The sequence below is a fragment of the Streptosporangium sp. NPDC087985 genome, from assembly GCF_044741965.1.
In the GTDB taxonomy this organism is placed as follows: domain Bacteria; phylum Actinomycetota; class Actinomycetes; order Streptosporangiales; family Streptosporangiaceae; genus Streptosporangium.
The window spans coordinates 17,512-33,770 of sequence record NZ_JBIUTQ010000011.1 but is presented as its reverse complement, the minus strand read 5'-3'; the positions used below and the strand labels follow the sequence as shown (position 1 = coordinate 33,770).

Below are 16,259 nucleotides of genomic sequence, written 5' to 3'. Positions count from 1 at the left end.
CATGCTGAACGACTCGCCCATCCGCCCCGTCGACGTGGCCAGAGTGGACGACCGTCCACTCTGGGTGGAGATCTGCGGGGAGGAGGTGTGGTGGGACGAGCCCCGTCCCCATGAGGGCGGGCGCAGGTGCGTGGTCCGGCGCGGCCCAGACGGCGTGCCGCGTGACGCGCTCCCGCCGGGCTGGAACTCCCGCAACCGCCTCATCGAGTACGGCGGGCGCTCCTGGCGGCCGCTGCCCGGCGGCGGGGTCGTCTTCACCAACTGGTCCGACCAGCGGATCTACCGGTACGGCGGGCACCCCGGCCACGCGGACGGCGGATCCGCGGAAGGGGAGACCCCGAACGGCGGGCACCCGGAGCCGGTCCCGCTGACCCCGGATGACGGCGCCCGCTACGGCGACCTCTACCTGCCGCCGGGGCGCGACGAGGTCTGGGCCGTCCGCGAGATCCACCCCGCCCCGCCGCAGGCCGCCGGGCCCGGTCCCCGGGTCGATCCCCGCCGGGACCTGGTGGCGGTGCCGCTGGACGGCGGGCCGGTTCGGGTCATCGCCCGCGCTCAGCACTTCCTGACCAACGCCCGCCTCTCCCCCGACGGGACGCACGTCGCCTGGATCGGCTGGGACCATCCGGCCATGCCCTGGGACGGCACCGAGCTGTGCGTGGCGCCCCTGGACGCGGCCGGCTCGGCCGGGCCGTACCGGGTCGTCGCCGGCGGCCCCGAGGAGTCGGTGATCCAGGCCGAGTGGCGCGACGACGGCGCGCTCTACGTGCTCACCGACCCGGACGGCTGGTGGAACCTGCACCTGGTCTCCCTCGACGGTTCACCCGCCCGTAACCTGGCCCCGCTCACCGAGGAGTGCGGCGACGCGATCTGGCGGCTCGGCAACACCTGGTTCGCGCTCGCGGGCGAGCGGATCGTCATGGTGCACGGCACTCCGGACCGGCGCCGCCTCGGCGTGCTGGACCCGGCCACCGGGAAGATCACCGACCTCGACGCCCCGCCCACCTACTGGAACCCCACGGTCTCGGCCGGCGGGGACCTGGTGGCGGGCGTGGGGGCCTCGCCGTACACGCCGTTCGAGGTCGTCACGGTGGACCTGCGCACCGGCGCGCACGCCGTACTGTCGGCGGAGAAGGACCTGCCCGGCCGCGACGTGCTGCCCGACCCGGAGGCGGTGACCTTCGACGGCGTGCACGCGCACCTCTATCCGCCGCGCGGTGTCACCGGCCCCGCCCCCTACGTGCTCTTCGTGCACGGCGGCCCGACCAGCGCCTCCACGATGGTCCTCGACGTGGAGATCGCCTACTTCACCAGCCGGGGCATCGGCGTGGCCGACGTGAACTACGGCGGTTCCACCGGGTACGGCCGCGCCTATCGGGAGCGGCTGCGTCACCGGTGGGGCGTGGTCGACGTGCGCGACTGCGAGACGGTGGCGCGCGGGCTGATCGCCGCCGGGCGGGCGGACGCCTCGAAGATCGCGATCCGGGGCGGCAGCGCGGGCGGCTGGACGTCGGTGGCCGCGCTGGTGCACAGCACGGTGTTCCGCGGCGCGGTGGCCAGCTACGCGATCACCGATCCGGAGGGGTGGGCGGCCGAGACCCACGACTTCGAGTCGCGCTACCTGGACGGCCTGATCGGCCCGCTCCCGGAGACCCGGCAGCGCTATCTGGACCGTTCACCCACCCTGCACGCCGCCGACGCGTCCGGCCCGGCGCTGCTCATGCACGGTCTGGAGGACGCGATCGTCGACCCGGTCCAGGCGGAGCGGTTCGTCGCGGCGCTGGAGCGGGAGGGCACGCCGTGGGCGTACCTGACCTTCCCCGGCGAGCAGCACGGCTGGCGCCGTGAGGAGACCATCGTCGCCGCGCTGGAGGCCGAGCTCGCCTTCTACGGTCTGATCTTCGGGTTCCCGACACCCGAGGTGCCACCTCTGACGCTGAGGGGTATGCATGAGTGATCCATATATTTCGGGGGAGCCTTTTTCATGAATGAGGTCGCACAGATCTGCTCGGACCTGATCAGGTTCGACACCACCAACCCGGGCTCCGGCGAACGCCCGGCAGCCGAGCACGTCGCCGAGCTGCTGTCCGATGTCGGAATCGAGCCGGTGGTCTTCGAGTCGGCCAAGCGTCGTACCAGCGTGGTCGCCAGGATTCCGGGTGACTCGCCCGAGGCCCTGCTGATCCACGGCCACCTGGACGTGGTGCCCGCCCAGCCCGCCGACTGGCAGGTCCACCCGTTCTCGGGGGAGCTCGTCGACGGCTGTGTCTGGGGCCGGGGTGCGGTGGACATGAAGGGCACGCTGTCGATGACGCTCGCCCTGGTCCGCGACTGGGCCCGGCGTGGCGTGCGCCCGAACCGGGACATCGTGCTGGCGTTCCTCGCCGACGAGGAGGCCACCGGCGAGTACGGCTCGCGGTACGCGGCGCAGCAGCACCGGGAGCTGTTCGACGGCTGCACCGAGGCGATCAGCGAGTCCGGCGGCTACAGCGTGCAGACTCCGGACGCGCGGATCTACCCGGTCGCGGTGGGCGAGCGGGGCACCGCCTGGATGAAGCTCACCGCGACCGGCGTCGCGGGCCACGGCTCCCGCCCGCCGAAGGACAACGCGGTGGCCGAACTGTGCCACGCCCTGTCCAGGATCGCCTCCTACCGGTGGCCGGTACGGCTGACGCCCGGGGTGGCGGCGCTGATCACCAGCCTCGGGGACATCCTCGGCGAGCCGATCGACCTCGACCGGCTGGAGGAGGAGGCCGACCGGCTGGGTTCGGTGGGCGCGCTGTTCAAGGCGCAGATCCGTAACTCGGCGAACCCGACGATGCTGGAGGCGGGCTACAAGGTCAACGTGGTCCCCGGCACCGCCACCGCGCACGTGGACGGTCGTTTCCTGCCCGGCTACCGGGAGGAGTTCCTGGAGACGATCGACCGCCTGCTCGGCCCGAAGGTCACCCGCGAGTTCGTCAACATCGAGGACGCCCCCTCCGCACCGCTGGACTCACCGTTCTTCGACCGGCTCTGCGACGCGCTCGTCGCCGAGGACCCGGCCGCGCGGCCGGTGCCGTACGTGATGTCCGGCGGCACCGACGCGAAGTCCTTCGCCGACCTCGGCATCAAGGGCTACGGCTTCGCGCCCCTGATGCTCACCCCGGACCTGGACTACTACGGCATGTTCCACGGCGTGGACGAACGCGTCCCGGTCGAGGGCCTGGAGTTCGGCGTCCGCGTCCTTGACCGCCTCCTGGCCTCCTGACTCCGTGACCGCCTGAGCCGGGGACCCGGCCCGGAGACCTCCGGACCGGGTCAGCGGATGACCGGCGCCTGCGCGGCGGGGTGGGCGCTCAGGAACTTCTCGATGACGAGGGTGGCGGCTCCCAGCGCGACGGCGTCGGGGCCGAGGTGGCCCAGCACGATGGAGGTGGCCGCGTACGGCTGGGCCAGGGAGTTGTCCGCCGAGGCGGTGCGGATGTCGGCGAGCAGGTGCCGGCCGAGCAGGAGGCCGGCCCAGCCGCCGATGATGACCCGCCCGGGATTGATCAGATTGATCAGGTTGGACAGGCCGACGCCCAGGTAGACGGCGGTCTCCTCGATCACCGGCGATCCGGATTCGAGCAGGCGGGCCAGTTCGGCCTGCCAGTCGGCCGTCTGCGTGGGAATGCCGGCCCGGTCGAGGATGGCCTCGGCCCCGATGTAGGCCTCCAGGCAACCGCGCCCGCCGCACCGGCAGAGCCGGCCGTTCACGACGATCTTGGTGTGTCCCCACTCGCCCGCGCTGCTGCTCACCCCCCGGAAGGTGGTCCCGTCGGTGACGACGGTGGCCCCGACCCCCGAGCCGATGAACACGATCACCGCGTCACCGGCTCCGCGGCCCGCGCCGAACCACAGCTCGGCCTGCCCCATCGTCTTGGCACCGTTGTCGATGAACACCGGGAACGTGGTGCCGGCCCGCATCATGGCTCCCAGGGGCACGCCCTCCCAGCCGAAGGTCTTGGCGTGGACGAGCACGTCGTCTCCGCGCTCCACTATGCCGGGAACGCCGACCCCCACGCCGAGCACCTGCTCGGCGGAGACTCCGCCGTCGGCGAGCACGACGTCGATGCCCGCGAGGATGTGGCGCACCACCAGCTCGATGTCATGCCTGGCGGGACGGAGCGCGTACTCGACCTTGGCCTTCTCGTTCATCTCCATGTCGAACAGCTCGACGCGCACGTGCGTGTCCCCCACGTCGACGCCGATCGCGTAGCCGTAGAGGGGGTTGACCCGCAGGATCACGCGGGGGCGCCCGCCGTCGGATTCGACCTGGCCCGCCTCGACGATCACGTTGTCGGCGAGCAGGTCACCGGTCATGCTGCTGACCGTCGCAGCACTGAGGCCGGTGAGCCTGGTGAGGTCGTTGCGGCTCGCGGGGCCGTCGAAGTACAGCGTCCGCAGGAGCATGGACTGGTTGCCCTTCCGGACGTCCCTGACCGTCCTGCGTTCAGGCCTTGCCATGACCCAACCTCCCCACTTCACGACACATGTTAGTTCAAAGCTTGAAGGTGTCCGTCCGCCGCTCCGAGGTCCGGACGACCCCTTCCGGCAGCGACTCACGCCGCCGACGCGACTGCGTTACCAAAGCGTTTCCTCATATGTCTGAACTTTTTTCGCGTCTTACATTATCGTCCGTTCAACCCCCTATGAGGAGTCAGGAAATGATCAGGAGAGTCACAGGGACCACGGCCGGCATGGCGCTGCTCATCGGCCTCACCGCCTGTGGCGGCGGTTCCGACAAGGCCGCCGATGCCACGACGCTGACCTACTGGATGTTCCAGGACCGCACGCCGCAGGCCACGGAGGTCGTCGAGAAGATCCGCGCGGACTTCGAGAAGGCCAACAACGTCACGGTGAAGATCGTCAAGATCCCCAAGGACGACTACAACACCAAGCTCGGCAGCGCCGTGGCCAGCGGGACCGTCCCGGACGTCGGCGTCCTCGACCAGCCGCTCGTCGCCCGGTACGCACTGGACGGCACCATCCAGGAGATGCCGGCCGGCACGATCGACGAGAAGACGTACTACGAGGGAGCGCTGAACACCAACCGGGTGGACGGCAAGCTCTACGGCCTGCCCATCGACCACACCGCGGTCGCCCTCTTCTACAACAAGAAGTTCGTCCCCACTCCGCCCAAGACCTGGGACGAGCTCAAGCAGATGACCGCGAAGATCCACCAGGACGACCCGAAGACCGCCGGCATGGTGGTCCCCAAGGGAGACGGCTACGGCGCCTGGATGTGGCCGGGCTTCGTCGCGGGCGCCGGCGGCTCCATGGTGGACGAGAAGGACAAGAAGATCCTCTTCGACCAGCAGCCCGGCGTCGACGCGCTGCAGCTCTGGGTGGACCTGCTCCCCTCGTCGCCCCGGAATATCACCGACTCGGACAAGGCGTTCGAGAACGGCCTGGCCGGCATGATGGTCTCCGGCCCGTGGGACGTCGCCAACATCAAGGACCAGTTCCCCGACCTGGATTTCGGCACCGCACCGCTGCCGTACAAGACCCAGCCGGGCGGCAACATCGGCGGGGAGAACGCGGTGGTGTTCTCCAAGGGCAAGAACGCCGACCTGGCCTGGAAGTGGCTCAAGCACCTGACCAACAGCGAGAACAACACCAAGCTGGCCCAGGCGCTCGGCGGTTTCCCGACCAACATCGAGGCCGCGGAGAGGGACGCCGCCGACTTCGGGCCCGACCAGGCCGCCTTCCTGGAGCAGCTCAAGGTCGCCCAGGCCCGTCCGGCCCTGCCGCAGTGGATCCAGATCAACGACGAGATCATCGCTCCCACCATCGAGTCGGCGCTGAGCGGCAAGGTCACCTCCCAGCAGGCCCTGAGTGACGCGGCCGACAAGACCCGCGCCCTGCTCGGCTGGACCGGCTGACGCGGAAGCGAGGCAGACGTGGCATCTCCGGTGACGGCCGAAAGGCCCACCGCGACGCCCCGGCCCGGGCGGCGGCGCCTCCCGGGCCTCGGGGGGCGCGACCACATCATCGCGTGGCTCCTGATCGCCCCCGCGATGGCGTACTTCGTCATCTTCCTGCTCTACCCGGCGCTGTCGGCGCTCTACTACAGCTTCACCGATTGGAACCTGCGGTCGGCGGCGAACTGGGTGGGACTGGCCAACTACAGCGACCTGTTCTTCGACGACGTCAAGTATCCGCACTTCTGGAAGTCGGTGCGGGTCACCCTCCAGTACACCCTGATCGCGGTGCCCCTGACACTGGGCACCGCGCTGGCCCAGGCGCTGCTGATCAACACGATCCGCCGGGGCTCCAACCTGTTCCGGCTCCTGCTGTTCCTGCCCGTGGTCACCGCGGAGGCGGCCGTCGGCGCCATCTGGCGCTGGCTCTACGACCCGCAGTACGGGTTGGTCAACGGTTTCCTGGGCCTGTTCGGAATCCCCGAGCAGAACTGGCTCAACACCCCCGAGCTGGTCATCCCGGCCCTGGCGTTCATCGCCGCCTGGCAGTGCGGCATCTCGATGATCATCTATCTGGCGGGGCTGAAGGGCATCCCCGGCTCGATCCGCGAGGCGGCGATCATCGACGGCGCCGGGCCGGTCCAGCGCTTCTGGAAGGTCGTGCTGCCGATGTTGCGGCCCACCACCTTCTACCTGCTGGTCACCGGTGTGATCGCGGCGCTGCAGGTGTTCGGCCTGGTCTACGTGATCTTCTCCGGTGGCGGCGGCAAGAGCGTCACCGGCGGCCCCGAGCAGTCAGGTCTGACCTACGTCCTGCATCTCTACCTGTTCGCGTTCCGCTACGACGCGATGGGCGCGGCCTGCGCGATGTCGTTCATCCTCTTCCTCTTCATCATGATCATCACCGCCCTCCAGTTCAAGTTCGTCAAGCAGGATGCGTCGTGAAGGACACGAAGAAACTACGGCTCGCGCCCGTCTACGTCGCCCTGGTGCTGCTGGCGGCGGTCTCGGTCATCCCGTTCATCTGGATGCTGGCCACCTCGTTCAAACACGGCTCGGACGTCTACACCAAGGTGCCCAGCCTGCTACCGCTCGACCGCAAGACCGGCGAGTGGTCGCCGACGCTGGAGAACTACGAGCACGTCCTGCAGGTCGGCGGGCTCGGTCAGGCGTTCCTCAACAGTGTCTGGGTCTGCCTGATCCTGGTGCCCGCCAAGCTCCTGATCGACGCGCTGGCCGCCTACGCCTTCGCCCGCATCCCCTTCCCGGGACGCAACAAGCTGTTCGTACTGCTGCTCGCCGGCATGATGGTGCCCACCATCACCCTGCTGGTGCCGCGCATCCACGTCACCCAGCAGCTCGGCATGTTCGACTCCGGGTGGGGCCTGATCATTCCCAATGTGGCCTCGGTCCTCGACATCTTCCTGCTCCGGCAGTTCTTCCTGTCGCTCCCCACCGAACTGGAGGAGGCGGCGCGCATCGACGGCGCCGGGCGGATGCAGATCTTCTGGCGGATCATCCTGCCGCTGTCCAAGCCGGTGCTGGCGGTCGTCACGATCACCAGCTTCATCTTCCACTGGAACGACCTGGTCTGGCCGCTCGTGGTGCTCAACGACCCCGACCTCTACACGCTGCCCCTCGCCCTGCAGCAGCTGGCCAGCAGCGAATCCGGACGCGCCTACTACATCATGGCGGGCGCCGCCCTGGCGGTCGTCCCCGTGGTCATCGTCCTGCTGATCTTCCAGCGCCGCATCATGCAGGGCATCGCCTTCACCGGTCTCAAGAGCTGATCGCCTACGGCGCGAGCCGTACCTGACGAACGGAAGTGTGCGCGTGACCATCGAGGTCCGCAACGGTGTGACCGTCATCGACGGCGAGCCCCGGGTGCTCGTCAGCGTCGACTACCCCTACTACCGGGACGATCCCGGCGTCTGGGCCGACCGGCTACGGGTGATGCGCGACGAGCTGGGGGTCGAGGTGATCAGCAGCTACATCCCGTGGCGGCACCACCAGCCCGGCTCCGCAGCGGCACCCGACTTCACCGGTAGCGGCCACCCCGGCAGGGACGTCGTCGGTTTTCTCCGCCTCTGTCACGATCTCGGGCTGAAGGTGATCGCCAAACCCGGCCCCTTCATCCACGCCGAGACCACCTACGGCGGCCTGCCCGACTGGGTCTGCCCCTCGGCCGACCCGGAGATCGAGCCGTTGCTCGACGCGGCGGGCGCCCCCTCTCGCTGGGCGGACTCGCCCGCGCATCTGCCGGGCAGGCCGCTCCCCGCTCCGCTGGGGCCGGCGTTCCTCGCCAAGGTCACCAGCTGGCTGTCGGCGGTCGGCAGGGAGGTGCTGGACGCCGCGGCCCACCCGGACGGCCCGGTGATCATGGTGCAGATCGCCAACGAGGGCATCTACACCAACGGCGCGCGGTCGCTGGCGGCATACGACTACAGCCCCTCGGGGCTGGCGTTCTTCCGCGACCGTCTCCCGGCGTGGTACGGCTCGATCGAGGAGTACAACCGCACCCACGCGACGGCACACCGGCGCTGGGACGAGGTCGAGCCACCCCGCTCCTGGACCGGGGCCGCGTGTCCGGAGGAGATGCGGGGCTACGCCGACTGGGGCCGCCTCCACGCCGAATACCTGGCCGAGGTCTACCGCCGCTGGAGCGCGGCGGTGGACTGCCGGGTTCCCGTGGTGGTCAACCTGAACCCGCCGACGGTCGAGGAGCTGGACGACTGGCTGGCCCGGGTGCGCCCCGAGATGTGGGGGGAGATCGCCTACGGGTTCACCAACTGGATGGGCGTGGTCTCGGTGGACCCCGACGCCCAGGCCCGCTACGTGATCGCCGCCAAGCGGGCCGCCGGCCCGAACCTGGAGGAGAACTGGGGCTTCTCCCAGCTGTACGACCCCGCCTACGCCGACGCCACCACCAGCTTCCACCAGAGCCTGCTGGCCCTGGCCGCCGGAGCCACCGGGTTCAACGTCTACACCGGAGCCGCCACCTCCGGCTGGTCGCCCGACCTGGACTCCGCCCACACCCCGCCCTACCCCGACAGCGCCCCCGTCGCCGCCGACGGCTCCGCCACCGCCAAGGCCCCCGTCGTCCGCGTGCTGGCGGACTTCTTCGCCCTCCACGGCGTGGAGTTCCTGGAGTGCGCACCGGTCACGGCGGGAGCCTTCGGGCTTTACCTGCCCTACGCGGGCATCGCCGCCTGGGCCGGGCCGGGCTCCGGCGGCCCGGAGTGCGGTCGCTCGCTGCGCGCCTTCCACGACCGCATGCGGGGAACCGGTTGTGACTACGGCGTCGTCGAACTGGAGACCGCCACGCTTGAACAGCTGTCCGCGTACGGGACGTTGACGGTTCCGGGCGGCCCGTTCATGCATCGTCACGTCCAGCGCCTGCTGGCCTCCTACCTCACGGGCGGCGGCCGGATCCTGCTGGACGGCCCCGCACCCACTCTCGACGAGGACCTACGCCCGTGCGGCGTGCTCGCCGAGGCGCTCGGCCGTCCCGTCTCCACGGCGCTCGTCCCCGGCCCGGAGGCGGTCCGGGTGACGTGCGGCGAGGCGGACGCGTTCCTCCGGGTCCATCCCGGACGCGACGTCCAGTACCTGACGATCCTCGTCCACGGTAAGAACGAGGGGCCCATCAGGGTGGAGACCGCGCACGCCGTCTTCGAGACGGAGTGCGCGCGGGGCGGGGCGGCCGTGGTGAGGCTGGCCGAGGGAGTGCTGGACGACTTCGTCGTCAAGGGGCTCAACGGTTTCCTCGACTCCGCCGTACCCGCGTGGATCGCTGTCGGCGACCAGGAGGTCAAGGCGGCCCAGGCCGCCGACCTGGCCCGCGTCGGCGGGGCGATCCGCCTGCTCGGGCGACCGCCCGGCTGAGGCCTCGGAGCGCATCCCGTCCGGCCCGGTGACGCACATCCCGCCCGGCACGGCGACGGCCACGTCGCGGTGCCGGGCGGAGTGCGCGCCCGGCCGTCCCGGCTCAGGCCGTCATGAACAGCGTCGCCGGGTCCACGCGGTGGAGCAGCGGCTCTCCGGCGACGACCCGCAGCACCTCGTCCACCGCGGACGACCCCAACCTGGCCACCTCGTTGCCGAGCGCCCCCGCGATGTGGGGCGTCAGGACGACGTTGGGCAGCTCCCACAGCGGCGAATCGGCCGCCGTGACCTCGGGTTCCGTCACATCGAGCACGGCTGACAGCCGTCCGCCGACCAGTTCGGCCACCAGGGCGTCCTGGTCGACCAAGGAGCCGCGGGCGGTGTTGATCAGAGTCGCGCCGTCCCTCATCGCCGCCAGGCGCCTCCGGCTCACCATGCCTCGCGTGTCCGCGGTGGCGGGCGCGTGCAGAGAGACGACGTCGCTCGCGGTGAAGATCTCGTCGAGGTCCACCAGCCGGGCGCCCAGTGCGCTCGCCGCCGGTGGATCGACGAACGGATCGGCCAGCAGTACCTGGAGGTCGAAGGGGCGGAGCAGCTCGAGAACGCGCCTGCCCGTTCTGGAGGCGCCCACCAGGCCGACGGTCCTGCCGTGGTTGCCGATGTCGAGGGGCCTCCGCACCAGGCAGAGATCCTCGCGTCTCGCGCGGTACTCGCGGGCGAGGGCGGGAACGGCCTTGTTGGCCAGCAGGATCATCGCCACGGTGTACTCGGCCACGGGGAGCGCGTTGGCCGCCGCGGCCGAGCTCACGGGGATGCCCCGGGCGAACACTCCGGGGCTGATGTGGCCCTTGACGCTTCCGGCGGCGTGCACGACGGCCTGGAGCCCGGAGGCGTCGTCCAGGGCGCGCTCGTCGAGCAGCGGGCTGCCCCACCCGGTCAGCAGTATCCGTGCCCGCCCGAGACGCGCCCGCGCCTCGGGCGAGCGGAACTCGGTGAGCGGCGTGGGCAGCTCGGTCCCGGTCACCGCGCGGAGCCTGTCGGCGACGGCAGGGGTGAACAACCTGCCGGGCAGCTCCGGGAACATGGCGAGTTCCACGGCTGTCACCGGCTCACCCCGATCCCATCGCGGGGCGCCGGCGCGTGCCGTACCGCAGGGTCCGGGCGGGAGGGGCGAGGGGTGTGCGCCGCGTCCCGACCCGGAGGCGCGGAACCTTCCGTCCTTGGAGAGCCGACCGGCACCAGGAGAGTCATGTCCGGAATCATACGGTTGTTCTTATACAAAAAATAAGGGTTGAAATACCAAGGGGCCCGGAGGATCGCCGTCCCCCTTCCGTGAAGATATAAAACTAAGTATTGACAGAAACGGGGCCCTGCGGTCACGCTCACCGGTGGGACGCTTTCACCTCTCCCACGCCGTCCTCACACGTGCAGAAGCCCTCTTCCTGGCGGAGCAGGTGGTCCGCGAGGCGGCGGGTCCGGTCACCCACCACGAGACATGGGGTTGGCGGTATTGGAACGATCAGCCACGTCACCGGCGGCACCAGGGACCCGTCCGGCGGGGAGACCGATCACCGGCCCGAACGCGGAGAACTCCTCCCCCGGCCGGCGGACGGGGCCGGCCGTACCGCGTGACCGCGACGACATGGGCCGGCTCGTGCGTGAGCTGACCGCCCCGCTGATCCCCCTCCTCAGCCCCGGCCGCGCGCGCCTGCGGCTCGGGGACAACGCCGCCCACTACCCCGATGTGGCCGCCGAGCTGGAGGCGTTCGCCCGGCCGCTGTGGGGACTGGCTCCGCTGGCGGCCGGCGGCGGGACGTTCGAGCACTGGGAACTGTGGCGCCGGGGACTCGCCGCCGGCACCGACCCCCGGCACGAGGAGTTCTGGGGGGCGGTGACCGATGTCGACCAGCGGCTGGTGGAGACCGCCGCGATCGGCCTGGCACTCGCCATCGCGCCCGAAGTCGTATGGGACCCGCTGAGCGGCCGGGAGCGGGACAATCTCGCGGCCTGGCTGCTCCACGCGCTCACCGCCGAGCCCGCCGACAACAACTGGCATTTCTTCCCCGTCATGGTGGGGCTCGGCCTGGACCGCGTCGGTGTCCGCTCCGACCCCGCTTCCACCCTCGCCCGCCTGGATCGCCTGGAATCCTTCACCCTCGGCGGGGGCTGGTACAGCGACGGCCCCACGGCTCAGCGTGACTACTACATCCCTTTCGCGATGCACTACTACGGCCTGATCTACGCCGCTCTCGCCGGAGACCGTGATCCCGGCCGTGCCGGGCGCTTCCGCGAGCGGGCGGCGGCCTTCGCCCTCGACTTCCAGCACTGGTTCGCCTCGGACGGGGCGGCCGTGCCCTTCGGCCGGAGCCTGACCTACCGCTTCGCGCAGGGGGCCTTCTGGGGCGCGCTCGCCTTCGCCGACGTCGAGGCCCTGCCCTGGGGGACGGTGAAGGGCCATCTGATGCGGCACCTGCGCTGGTGGCTGGAGCGGCCGATCCGCGACTCCGCCGGACTCCTCACGGTGGGCTACGCCTATGCCCAGCCCGCGCTCGCCGAGCAGTACAACGCCCCCGGCTCCCCCTACTGGGCGCTGAAGGCATTCCTGCCGCTGGCGGTGCCCGCCGAGCACCCCTTCTGGGCGGCACCGGAGCAGGCCGCGCAGGAGCTACCGCCGGTCAGCACCCAGCCGGAGGCGGGTGTCGCGCTGATGCGGTGCGAGGAGGGCCGGCAGGTGATCATGCTGAACGCGCGGCAGCACCATACGTGGGTACGCCACGGTGCGGCGAAGTACGCCAAGTTCGCGTACTCGACCTTCTTCGGATTCAGCGTGCCGAGCGGCTCGTGGGGCCTTGACCAGGGCGCCTTCGACAGCACTCTGGCGGTGAGCGACGACGGAGTGCACTGGCGGCCGTGCGAGGTGCCGCAGGACTCCACGGCGCACGACGGCCTGCTCCACGCCCGGTGGACGCCCTGGCCGGATGTGGAGATCGAGACCTGGTTGGTCGCTCACCCCCCGTGGCACGTACGGGTGCACCGCCTCCGGTCGGGACGCAGGCTCCTGTCCGCCGAAGGCGCGTTCGCGGTGAACCGCGACACGCCCGTACGGCGCTCCGCCGCGGGGCCCGGCCACGCCCGTCTCGATTCCCCCTCGGGGCTGTGCGTGATCGAGGATCTCAGCGGGGCACGGACCGGACGGCTCGTACACGCCCTGCCCGGCACCAACGTTCTCGCCCCGCGCACGGTGATCCCCACGCTGACCGGCGAGCACGGCCCGGGTGACCACTGGCTGGCCTGCGCGGTACTGGGCCTGGCCGAGGCCCGGCCGGGCGCCGGGTGGCCCGAGCCCCCCGGTTGGGAGGGCGTCTCGGACCTTCTCGCCGGCAGCCATACCTTCACCGCCGCCCGCTCCTCCCCCGAATAGCCGCTATACATATTTTCTCTATTTGGTACTTTGGGGCACTCTGTGCACGGAGGAGACCATGGACCAGATCACCCTGAGCCCACGCCACCTCCATGCCTTCACCGAGGTGGGCTTCCAGGTCGCCGGGCGCAGCGGCATACCCGGCGCGATGCGTGCCCTGCGGAAGGTCATCGCACTGGAGGCCTACGAGTTCGTCGCCTATGACCCGGCGACGGGACGACACCACAGCCTGATCTCCGACGGCTACACCCGGGTGGACGGCGACGCCGCCGAGGAGTACGTCCGGCTCGCCCCCTACCGCCGGGCCATGGACTCCCGGGTCCCGTTGGTCATGGGCGCCCCGGGCACCGAGCGCTACTTCCGGCGCCACCTGGAGCCGTACGGCTGGCGTGCCGGGCTGACCACTCCCCTGTTCCTGACCGAGGGCCGCTACACGGGTCTGCTCCACCTGAACTCGCGCGACCCCGGCGCCTTCCCCGCCGAGGCCGGCACGCTGATCGGCGCCGTCTCCCCCACGCTGGCACATGTCACCGACCTGAGCCGCTGCGTGGTCGACTCCGTCGGACCGCCGCCGGGTTTCCACGCGGCGGCCTTCGACCGTGCCGGCACCCGCAGGGACGTCACCGGCACCCCGCCCTCCGAGGCGATCGCCGCCGAACCGGCCATGGCCGAGCTGGCCAGGGAGTTCATCGACTCCCGGGAGCTGAACCGGCGCGGGCTCTGGCTTGACGGGACCAGGCGGTGGCGGGAGGTGCGGCTGCTGCGTGCCGGGGTCGGGCCGCACGGCGCCATCCAGGGAGCGGTGATCGCCGAACGTCCGTGCTCCCTGCCGTACGAGCTGACCGGCCGGGAGATCGAAGTGATCACCCGGGTCGCGCTCGGCGACTCCAACCCGCAGATCGCGGCGGCCCTGGTGCTGAGCGTCCGCACGGTCACCACCCATCTTGAGCACATCTTCGCCAAGCTGGGCTGCGAGAGCCGGACCCGGCTCACCACCAGGGCCCTCGCCGAGGGACTGTGCCGGCTGTCTCTGTGACGCTCGAAACCCCGCACTCACCCGGCGCCGAGCCTCACCTGACGCCGGCCAGGCGGCTCATCGGCACCGTGGCCGGCTCCAGCACGAGTTCGAACCAGACCCTGTTGGCCCCCGCCTGCCGGACCAGGCCCCAGCGGTGTGCCAGCGCCTCCAGCAGGGGAAGACCCCGGCCCCCCGTGGCGTCCGCCGAAGCGTGACACACACAGGGCGCGTTCGACGACCCCTCGTCCTGGACGCAGACCCTCACGGCCTCCGACGAGTAGGCCACCGTGACGGTGAACAGCCCGCCGTCCCCCGACCGGGAGTGGAGCACCGCGTTCGTGGCGATCTCACTGGTCAGCAACACGCAGTCGTCGTGGAGGGGATGGTCGCGGCCCAGGGTCATCGAGACCAGCCGGCGGGCCCGCGCCACCTGGTCGGGAGAGCCCTCCAGGCGGAGAACCCCTTCGCTGCCGTCATACTCCGACGAGTCCATCCTGGCCCCTCCGATGCTGTCCGCGCCCTTGGAAGGACGCGGGGCTGAAGGAGGTAGATGTCTCGGAAAAGTGCTAATGGGATCACTTACCGGATAGACAGGTCGGGCTTGCCAGAAGGGCGTTCACCTGCGTGCCCACCCCTGCCGTCCCTCGCGCGGCCACCCGTCACAGCCGGTGCCGGCGCGCCTCGGGGAGACAGCGGACCGCGCCCCGGGCACCACCTCCGGCTCCCGCACGCCGGGCAGCCCCAATGTGCGTACGTCAAACGCCTTCAGGGTACAGAACATCCAAATAAGGAGAAAAGGGATAAGTATGGACAAAATTCGCGGGCCGACCATCGGGCTCCTCGGCTCGTACGGTGGCCGCAACGTCGGGGACGAGGCCATCCTGACCAGCATCCTGAGCAGTATCCGGCAGGGGCGGCCCGACGCCTCGACGACGGTGTTCTCCCGCTGTCCGGACCACACCCGCATCCATCACGGAAACATCGAAGTGGTGGGCTGGGAAGGGGTCAGCCGCGAGTCGGCCTCGCAGATCATGAGCCGCCTGGACATGCTGATCCTGGGCGGGGGCGGCATCCTCTACGACACCGAGGCCCGCCGCTACCTGCGGCTCGTCCGGCTCGCCCAGGAACAGAACGTCCCGGTCTTCACCTACGCGGTGGGTGCCGGACCGCTCAGCGACCGCGTGGACTGCATGATGGTGCGCGAGACTCTCACCTCCTCGACCGTGGTCACCGTACGTGACGAGGAGTCCCGGCTGGTGCTGGAGGAGGCGGGGGTGATGAGCCCGATCACCGTCACCGCAGACCCGGCGTTCCTGCTCGAACAGGAGGAGTTCAGCCAGGAGCTGTTACACGCCGAGGGCGTACCGGAGGGGGTCCGGCTGGTCGGCATGAGCGTGCGCGAACCCGGGCGCGCCGCCGAACATCTGGACGTTCAGGGCTACCACGAGCTGCTCGCCCACGTCGGGGACTTCCTCATCCACCGGCTCGACGCCTACATCGTCTTCGTCCCGATGGAGCGTGACGACATCCGGCACTCACACGCGGTGCTGTCCCACATGAACGCCGCCGACCGCTGCCGTGTGCTGCACGGCGACTACCGGCCCCGTCAGATCCTCGGGCTCGTACGGCACCTGGACCTGGTGGTCGGCATGCGGCTGCACTTCCTGATCTTCGCCGCGCTGCAGGGCGTGCCGCTGCTGCCGCTGCCCTACGCCGGAAAGGTCTTCGACCTCGCCCAGCAGCTGGGGGCCCCGGCCCTCCGCGGGGTGATCAGGGAGGCCGCCGGCCCGCTGCTGGCGGAGGTCGACCGGGTCTGGGACGAGCGGCCCACCCACACGGAACGGATCAACTCCCGCACCCCGGCCCTGCGCATCCGTGCCGCCGCGACGGTCGGACACTTCCTGTCGCAACTCGAACTCGTCGCACCGCGCACACCCGTCTGGGACCGGACCGCGTAGACCACGCACCCGTCCGCGACCAGGCATACCGG

12 protein-coding genes are annotated in these 16,259 nt (G+C 70.5%); 9 read left to right on the top strand and 3 right to left on the bottom strand.

What is annotated here, in order from left to right:
* The first annotated feature begins 1 nt into the window (after position 1).
* Positions 2-1,957 (top strand): LpqB family beta-propeller domain-containing protein, encoded by a 1,956-nt coding sequence (locus ACIN94_RS20470; protein ID WP_400708200.1) that lies wholly within the window; start codon positions 2-4, stop codon positions 1,955-1,957.
* A 27-nt stretch (positions 1,958-1,984) separates the two neighbouring features.
* On the top strand, positions 1,985-3,250 hold the full coding sequence (locus ACIN94_RS20465) for a M20/M25/M40 family metallo-hydrolase (RefSeq protein WP_400708198.1): 1,266 nt from the start codon (positions 1,985-1,987) through the stop codon (positions 3,248-3,250).
* A gap of 50 nt (positions 3,251-3,300) precedes the next feature.
* Here the strand turns inward: ACIN94_RS20465 and ACIN94_RS20460 are convergent, their stop codons facing one another.
* Positions 3,301-4,488 (bottom strand): ROK family protein, encoded by a 1,188-nt coding sequence (locus ACIN94_RS20460; RefSeq protein ID WP_400708196.1) that lies wholly within the window; start codon positions 4,486-4,488, stop codon positions 3,301-3,303.
* Between the two features lie 200 nt (positions 4,489-4,688).
* On the opposite strand from ACIN94_RS20460, the gene ACIN94_RS20455 reads away from it, so the two are divergent.
* From ACIN94_RS20455 to ACIN94_RS20440, 4 genes are read left to right on the top strand one after another with little or no spacing between them, the layout of a single operon-like run.
* Complete coding sequence (locus tag ACIN94_RS20455; protein ID WP_400708194.1) at positions 4,689-5,906, top strand: ABC transporter substrate-binding protein; 1,218 nt, start codon at positions 4,689-4,691, stop codon at positions 5,904-5,906.
* 18 nt (positions 5,907-5,924) lie between these two features.
* Positions 5,925-6,890, top strand: coding sequence for a carbohydrate ABC transporter permease (locus tag ACIN94_RS20450; protein WP_400708192.1), 966 nt, complete (start codon positions 5,925-5,927; stop codon positions 6,888-6,890).
* On the top strand, positions 6,887-7,735 hold the full coding sequence (locus tag ACIN94_RS20445; protein WP_400708190.1) for a carbohydrate ABC transporter permease: 849 nt from the start codon (positions 6,887-6,889) through the stop codon (positions 7,733-7,735). Before ACIN94_RS20450 ends, ACIN94_RS20445 begins: the two co-directional genes overlap by 4 nt.
* Before the next feature lie 43 nt (positions 7,736-7,778).
* The gene (locus ACIN94_RS20440) at positions 7,779-9,830 is read left to right on the top strand and encodes a beta-galactosidase (protein WP_400708188.1); all 2,052 of its coding nucleotides are present in this window, start codon (positions 7,779-7,781) and stop codon (positions 9,828-9,830) included.
* Positions 9,831-9,933: 103 nt separating this feature from the next.
* Here ACIN94_RS20440 and ACIN94_RS20435 read toward each other — a convergent pair whose 3' ends face one another.
* On the bottom strand, positions 9,934-10,935 hold the full coding sequence (locus tag ACIN94_RS20435) for a hydroxyacid dehydrogenase (RefSeq protein ID WP_400708186.1): 1,002 nt from the start codon (positions 10,933-10,935) through the stop codon (positions 9,934-9,936).
* Between the two features lie 537 nt (positions 10,936-11,472).
* Here ACIN94_RS20435 and ACIN94_RS20430 point away from each other — a divergent pair.
* Both ACIN94_RS20430 and ACIN94_RS20425 read left to right on the top strand, forming a co-directional pair.
* Positions 11,473-13,251 (top strand): DUF2264 domain-containing protein, encoded by a 1,779-nt coding sequence (locus ACIN94_RS20430; protein ID WP_400708184.1) that lies wholly within the window; start codon positions 11,473-11,475, stop codon positions 13,249-13,251.
* A 58-nt stretch (positions 13,252-13,309) separates the two neighbouring features.
* Complete coding sequence (locus ACIN94_RS20425; RefSeq protein ID WP_400708183.1) at positions 13,310-14,287, top strand: LuxR C-terminal-related transcriptional regulator; 978 nt, start codon at positions 13,310-13,312, stop codon at positions 14,285-14,287.
* A 34-nt stretch (positions 14,288-14,321) separates the two neighbouring features.
* Here ACIN94_RS20425 and ACIN94_RS20420 read toward each other — a convergent pair whose 3' ends face one another.
* Positions 14,322-14,762: an ATP-binding protein gene (locus ACIN94_RS20420; protein WP_400708182.1), complete on the bottom strand. Its 441-nt coding sequence runs from the start codon at positions 14,760-14,762 to the stop codon at positions 14,322-14,324.
* Positions 14,763-15,075: 313 nt separating this feature from the next.
* On the opposite strand from ACIN94_RS20420, the gene ACIN94_RS20415 reads away from it, so the two are divergent.
* Entirely contained in the window at positions 15,076-16,227 is a 1,152-nt protein-coding gene (locus ACIN94_RS20415; RefSeq protein ID WP_400708181.1) for a polysaccharide pyruvyl transferase family protein, read from the top strand.
* The last annotated feature ends 32 nt before the right edge of the window (positions 16,228-16,259 follow it).

Coding starts and splice junctions, on each gene's coding strand:
- ACIN94_RS20470 (WP_400708200.1), top strand. CDS start 2: ATGCTGAACGACTCGCCCATCCGCCCCGTCGACGTGGCCAGAGTGGAC.
- ACIN94_RS20465 (WP_400708198.1), top strand. CDS start 1,985: ATGAATGAGGTCGCACAGATCTGCTCGGACCTGATCAGGTTCGACACC.
- ACIN94_RS20460 (WP_400708196.1), bottom strand. CDS start 4,488: ATGGCAAGGCCTGAACGCAGGACGGTCAGGGACGTCCGGAAGGGCAAC.
- ACIN94_RS20455 (WP_400708194.1), top strand. CDS start 4,689: ATGATCAGGAGAGTCACAGGGACCACGGCCGGCATGGCGCTGCTCATC.
- ACIN94_RS20430 (WP_400708184.1), top strand. CDS start 11,473: ATGGGCCGGCTCGTGCGTGAGCTGACCGCCCCGCTGATCCCCCTCCTC.
- ACIN94_RS20425 (WP_400708183.1), top strand. CDS start 13,310: ATGGACCAGATCACCCTGAGCCCACGCCACCTCCATGCCTTCACCGAG.
- ACIN94_RS20420 (WP_400708182.1), bottom strand. CDS start 14,762: ATGGACTCGTCGGAGTATGACGGCAGCGAAGGGGTTCTCCGCCTGGAG.
- ACIN94_RS20415 (WP_400708181.1), top strand. CDS start 15,076: ATGGACAAAATTCGCGGGCCGACCATCGGGCTCCTCGGCTCGTACGGT.